This window comes from Texcoconibacillus texcoconensis (assembly GCF_014202575.1).
GTDB lineage: Bacteria > Bacillota > Bacilli > Bacillales > Salisediminibacteriaceae > Texcoconibacillus > Texcoconibacillus texcoconensis.
This window is the reverse complement of record NZ_JACHHB010000017.1, coordinates 71,381-75,943: the sequence shown is the minus strand read 5'-3', so window position 1 is coordinate 75,943 and position 4,563 is coordinate 71,381. Positions and strand designations below refer to the sequence as shown.

The 4,563-nt window shown below is 41.1% G+C and carries 4 protein-coding genes; 3 read left to right on the top strand and 1 reads right to left on the bottom strand.

Features of this window, described 5'->3' with window-relative positions:
* Positions 1-193: 193 nt before the first annotated feature.
* Positions 194-1,042: a glycine betaine ABC transporter substrate-binding protein gene (locus HNQ41_RS15125; RefSeq protein ID WP_184665276.1), complete on the bottom strand. Its 849-nt coding sequence runs from the start codon at positions 1,040-1,042 to the stop codon at positions 194-196.
* Positions 1,043-1,311: 269 nt separating this feature from the next.
* On the opposite strand from HNQ41_RS15125, the gene HNQ41_RS15120 reads away from it, so the two are divergent.
* The 3 genes from HNQ41_RS15120 to HNQ41_RS15110 all read left to right on the top strand — a co-directional run bounded on the left by HNQ41_RS15120 (position 1,312) and on the right by HNQ41_RS15110 (position 4,024).
* Entirely contained in the window at positions 1,312-1,650 is a 339-nt protein-coding gene (locus tag HNQ41_RS15120; RefSeq protein WP_184665275.1) for a YolD-like family protein, read from the top strand.
* A 199-nt stretch (positions 1,651-1,849) separates the two neighbouring features.
* On the top strand, positions 1,850-3,289 hold the full coding sequence (locus HNQ41_RS15115) for an aldehyde dehydrogenase family protein (protein WP_184665274.1): 1,440 nt from the start codon (positions 1,850-1,852) through the stop codon (positions 3,287-3,289).
* A gap of 48 nt (positions 3,290-3,337) precedes the next feature.
* Complete coding sequence (locus HNQ41_RS15110; RefSeq protein ID WP_184665273.1) at positions 3,338-4,024, top strand: Dph6-related ATP pyrophosphatase; 687 nt, start codon at positions 3,338-3,340, stop codon at positions 4,022-4,024.
* Positions 4,025-4,563: the final 539 nt, after the last annotated feature.

Below are 4,563 nucleotides of genomic sequence, written 5' to 3'. Positions count from 1 at the left end.
GATAAAGTCCACCTCGAATTTGGTTTAGTGACCATCGCCCACAACTTCCTGAAACAGGCGGAGGTGGACCGCCTGTTTCGGAGACTAAACCATAACAAAAAGAGAACCAACCGTGAATTTTACCTATCACGGTTGGTTCTCTTTTTGTTTAAAGGGGGTTTTGGGACAACCCCTTCCTCTCATAAAACACCATTTATTTTTCTAACCATTCGTCAACGAGGTCGCGATTTTCTTCAATCCACTGTTCGGCTCCTGCCTCTTCGTCATCAAGTTCATTGATTGTCGACATCAGGTCACCTAGTGTTTCATCGTCCATGTACCAATTATTCATCCATTCAACCACTTCAGGATGGTCATTTTCAAAATCTAAGCGTGTCATATAGTAAATATCATCCGGTTCACCGTAGATACCTTCTGGATCTTCAAGGTACTTCAAGTCATATTCTGCAAACAACCAGTGGGGGCTCCAAAGGGTTGCCACGATCGGCTCTTCTGCTTCATACGCATTGTCCAGCTCTGTGATCATGGTTGATTCAGAGCTATCTCGCAAATCGTAGTCCAAACCATATTCTTCAACGGCATCTTCTGTTAAACCGACAAGACTCGATCCTGGATCAATCCCGACAATTCGACCATCAAACTTGTCAACATGGTCGTTTAATTCATCAATACTGTCAACATCCACGTATTCTGGCACACCAAGACCTAGTTCTGTCCCTTCGTACCAAATATCTTGAAGCACAATGTCGTCTTGGTAATCTTCATAAAGTGGTTCATCCGTTGTCGGTAGCCAAATTTCCGGTGCGATATCGATTTCCCCAGCAGCAACGCCTGTCCAAATCGGTGACTTTTCAGACATTGTTAATTGCACATCATAGCCTTCTTCTTCCAAAACAATTGCCCACATATTTGATACGGCAATGTTTTCAGCCCAGTTATTTAAACCAATATGAATGTCACCTTTTGTTTCTGTTTCACCACCTGCACACGCAGTCATTATTAGTAATGAAGATAGTGTTACTGATAAAGCGTACTTTTTCATATTACGAGAAACCTCCATGTTTTTCGATTTTGTCCGTTTGATTTTAGGACATTTTTACTTGAAAATTGTACCATCCCTTTTCATGATTCGACAAATGTCAGATCAGCATATAAAAGCCATTCATGTCCGATAAGCGTTTAATAGACTCTACGTTATGATATTTGCATTTATTTTATCGGTTTTAATTCAGTTTATAGCTGTTTTAACGATTAAACTCCATGGAAAAAGAACGTACGTTCGTGTACACTATTCATTAGGAGGGATCGCCGATGAGCAAATATCAAGATCGAGGACTATTAAAATGGCAAGGGATGATGCTTCCCGAACACGTACAACGATTGAACGAATGGGAGACAGAGAAAAAAAAAGCGACTAAACCAATGGTAGACGAGCAACAATTTATTGAAATGGAATATACAATCGCGCAATCAATTGCTGAAAATAAACCTGTTCACGTGACATATTGGGAAGACGGATCGTTTTATGCTCTGACTGGCCATATACGCACAATGAGCTATGAAACAAAACATCTTAAAGTCGTCGATCAATATGAAAACGTAGTGACCATACATGTTCAGTGCATCGTTGATATCTCAATTTCACCATAAAGAAACGTTGGGAAAGTCGCACGATGACTGCGCGCCAAAGTTTAAACATAAGCACGAATGAGTCCTCCTTTAGCCGCAAAGTATATACACAATATTTTTGATCGTAAAAATTTCGATTACCTATTAAATTTAAAAATGATTGATATTACAATGGGGTTATCTGCATATATTGAATTTTCGCTAAAAAGGAGACCGTTCAATGTTAAAAAAAGGTTGGTTTATTAATGGCGAAGAGAAGGTAGTTAGTGAAACGTACGAAATTTTTCATCCTCATACTGAAGAAAAATTGGCCGATGTGGCGTATAGTTCAAAAAAAATGATGTCAGAAGCGATCGAAGCTGCGACAAATTCTTTTCCTATCATCAAGGACCTTTCTTGTCGCGAACGTGCTGATATTCTCTTTCAGGCAGCTACGCTATTAGAAGAAGAAAAAGAAGAAGTTGCACTGATCATTTGTGATGAAGCCGCAAAACCGATCAGCGCTGCTCGAGGTGAAGTCGACCGGACGATCCAAACGCTCCAATTTTCCGGTGAAGAAGCGAAAAAACTTGCCGGGGAATATGTCCCATTAGCGGCTGGTAAAGGCGGTGAAGGGCGTGATGCATATACGATTCACGAACCAATCGGGGTTATTGGCGCCATCACACCCTTTAATTTCCCGTTAAACTTAACAACTCATAAAGCTGGACCAGCGGTTGCAACAGGAAACCCTATTATCATCAAGCCTGCAGAACAAACACCGCTGTCTAGTTTATACTTAGCTGATCTTCTTACGAGAGCTGGCCTCCCAAAAGGAGCCATTGCTGTTGTCCCTGGTGATGGACCTCCACTAGGTGAAGTTCTTCTCGAAGATGAGCGTGTGAAAAAAATCTCATTTACAGGTAGCCCTGAAGTCGGGAAACAGATCAAAAAGAATGCAGGGTTAAAAAAAGTCACTCTTGAACTTGGCAGTAACTCAGCTATGTATGTTGATGAAAGTGTTGCAGATGACCTTGATACTGTTGTCAATCAAGCTGTTAATGGGGCTTTTGCCTACAATGGTCAAGTTTGTTTAAGCACGCAACGAATTTATGTTCATGAAAAGATTGCTTCTACCTTTAAAGACAAGTTTACGAAAAACGCGAAAAATGTCGCTTTTGGTGATCCACGCGATGAAAACACGCAAGTCTCTAGTCTCATTAAACGTGCTGCACAACAACGCGTCTTGCAGTGGATTGATGAATCTGTAAACTCGGGAGCAGAACTACTCATAGGCGGAACACCCGAAGCGAATGGCGTTCACCCTACTGCGCTCGCAAACGTAAATGAAGCACTTAACATTTCATGCAAAGAAGTTTTCGGCCCTGTCGTACTTATTAACGAAGTTCAAAGTAGTGAAGAAGCGCTTACCGCTATGAATAATAGTAACTACGGCCTCAACGCTGGCGTGTTTACAAATCATTTGTCGCAAGCCTTGAACATGGCTCACTCCCTTGAAGTCGGTCAAGTGATGATTAACGATGTTCCGACTTTACGTTTTGATCATATGCCATATGGAGGGGTTAAGGATTCAGGATATGGACGTGAAGGAATTAAATACGCAATGGAAGAAATGACAGAGTTAAAAATGATTAGTTTGAATTACACGTTCGGGAATTAAAATAAACGAGGGTAACCATTCACCCTAGCACTACTGAGGAGGACCAAGGTGAAAAAAATCGTCGTATCATATAGCGGAGGAAAAGATTCAACATTAGCATTAGACCGAATCCTTAGATCAGGAGAATATGAAGTTGATTCTCTACTTATCACATTAACTGATGGCCCAAACCGATCAACGATGCATGGGATTAGAGAAGAATTAATTGATGCGCAAGCCCATGCATTAGGGTTCCCTTTACGAAAAGTGAAAATTCCTGAGAAATGCGACATGGACACTTATCAAGACATCATGTCTCAAGCGATGAAAGACATCAAAGCAGAAGGGATTCATGATGTAATGTTCGGTGATATTCACCTAGAAGATGTCAAAGAATACCGCGACAAACTAGTAAAATCAATTGGTTGTACGCCCGTCTATCCAATTTGGAATGAACCTGTCGATAAATTAATCCAAGAATTTCTCGACCTCGGCTATCGAACCGTAACTACTTGTATTGATACAAGCAAAGTGCCTGCTCCGTTTCTTGGTAAAGTGATGGATCAAGCCTTTTTAGATGAATTGCCTGAGTGCGTTGATGTATGCGGTGAAAATGGCGAGTTCCATACATTCGTGTTCGACGGTCCACTATTTAATCAACCCGTCCTTTTTGAATTAGGCGAAGAGCACGGCCCCGTATTTGAAAAATTCATGTATAAAGATTTGATCCCTATCAAATCAAACGTTTCTAAATGAAAAAACACTTATATAATTGAGGCGGGTTTACTTGTGAGATGCAAAGCCGTAGATCGCAGACCCAAATGACATTAGAAGTCGCATGAATATCAAAACACAAATCACATAATTATTCACAATTCAGTAAGGGCATGGAGTTGGTATCCGTGCCCTTATTTTTCTATTTGGCTTGTTCAACTAACGGTGTTAGTGACATAAGGTTTTTTTAGACTCTCTTTCTTCTCAAACTGTCCGAACAACCCTCACCTTCGGACAATTCTCTCTTTCTCCTTAAACTGTCCGAACAACGCCTATCTTCGGACAACTTTACTCCTTTTTCCACTCATACTGTCCGAACAACGCCTATCTTCGGACAGGTTCACTGCTTTTGCTCCTCATACTGTCCGAACAACGCCTATCTTCGGACAACTTTACTCCTTTTTCCACTCATACTGTCCGAACAACGCCTACCTTCGGACAACTTTACTCCTTTTTCCACTCATACTGTCCGAACAACGACTACCTTCGGACAACTTTACTCCTTTTCCCATTCAAACTGA

Excerpts from the sequence above, each read along its gene's own strand:
- HNQ41_RS15125 (WP_184665276.1), bottom strand. The coding sequence starts at position 1,042 with ATGAAAAAGTACGCTTTATCAGTAACACTATCTTCATTACTAATAATG.
- HNQ41_RS15120 (WP_184665275.1), top strand. The coding sequence starts at position 1,312 with ATGAGCAAATATCAAGATCGAGGACTATTAAAATGGCAAGGGATGATG.
- HNQ41_RS15115 (WP_184665274.1), top strand. The coding sequence starts at position 1,850 with ATGTTAAAAAAAGGTTGGTTTATTAATGGCGAAGAGAAGGTAGTTAGT.